General features: G+C 46.4%; 2 protein-coding genes. Both read left to right on the top strand.

The genetic code is table 11. The features are described from left to right. Positions 1–534 precede the first annotated feature (534 nt). A complete protein-coding gene (locus RZO55_RS21655; protein WP_318066346.1) occupies positions 535–771 on the top strand; it encodes a hypothetical protein in 237 nt (78 codons plus the stop codon). Positions 772–822: 51 nt separating this feature from the next. Beyond that, the coding region (locus RZO55_RS21650) for a hypothetical protein (protein ID WP_318066345.1) at positions 823–1,239 on the top strand (417 nt) is incomplete at its 3' end.

Raw genomic sequence — 1,239 nt, 5'->3', positions numbered from 1 at the left:
CATAGTGGTTGATTAGCCTTTCCAAAAGTTCTCGGGAATACATGCTTGTTTCGTTGTTTGCAAATCTGCGGACGGATTCCCAACTCTTCTCCATATCAATTTCCCTGGCTATTTGACGGATGGAGATTCCCCTTTTCTGGGCGAGCTCTTTAAGGCCTGACCGAATTTTCTTCATTCGCATCTCCTCCCTTTTATTGTATTGTAACATCCCTTGACGACTAAATAAATTAGCCTTAAAATGTAGGTAGATGGCTAAAAATATTAGTCGAGTGGAACATTGGACGAGGTTGGCGGACACGGACGATTTGGACGTCAAGAAAGACCGCAATTTTTTCTCCAAAAAACTTGACCTTTGTTCAGGGGAGAGCTATACTATAATTGAACAAAGTTCAAGGGGGTGAGGGCGTGAAATTCACCGCCCTTCATTTGTTCTGTGGTATTGGAGGCGGCGCTTTGGGCTTTCAGCAGGCCCGCGAGGAGTGGACCGGCTTTTCCTCGGTCTTGGGGAAATGCTGGGGCTGACCTGGGAGGAGATTGAAAGGGAACACTTTCGAAAAGAAAGTACAGAGGAAAGTACGGGTAATCAAAGGCCCACAGTTTGAAAAGGTGATTCGGGAAGCTCGGCAAAGATTTCTTGAGATCGTATTTCGCAAGCTTGATGCAGGTGAATACCCGATGAAAAAGAGGGGTAACCGGGATGCTAAGCAGGCAAAAAATAGCCTGCATTTTTCTTTTTCTTCTCTTGACTGTACCATCTTTGGTACAGTATAATAAAAGCGTACCAATGATGGTACAAAATAAAATCCGGAAGGGGAGATAAGCATGAAAACTTTTTATGACATCTATGTCTTTTGCACGTGCGGCGAAGAAATTGTTCACTCTGTCTGGCACATCAAGCCAGAAGTGGGAGATAAAGAACTTTCTTGCAGGTGTCAACAGGAGTATGAGGATTTGACGGGGATAAGTTACGATGAATTTGTAGCGGTGGAGGTGATGGAAAGCGGGACAATTAAGGATCCGGAAGAGCTATCCGAGTGGTACGAGGAATCTGGGGCCACTTGGATGGCTCCGACGGATCCGGACTATCTCTTCCAATGGAACGAGGAGGAGGGGCGGTACATCCTGACAGAGGAGATCCAGATTGTTCAGATGGATGTCATGGCCGCTCCTCCTTGGCGACTCCCAGAACGGGAGTGGGTCACCTTGTCGGAGATTCCTCGATATGTCAATAAATCCGAA

This window comes from Clostridium boliviensis, assembly GCF_033342255.1.
Classification (GTDB): Bacteria; Bacillota; Clostridia; order Lachnospirales; family Lachnospiraceae; genus Lacrimispora; species Lacrimispora boliviensis.
The sequence above is the reverse complement of the archived record's forward strand: the minus strand, read 5'-3'. Positions and strand labels throughout refer to the sequence as shown.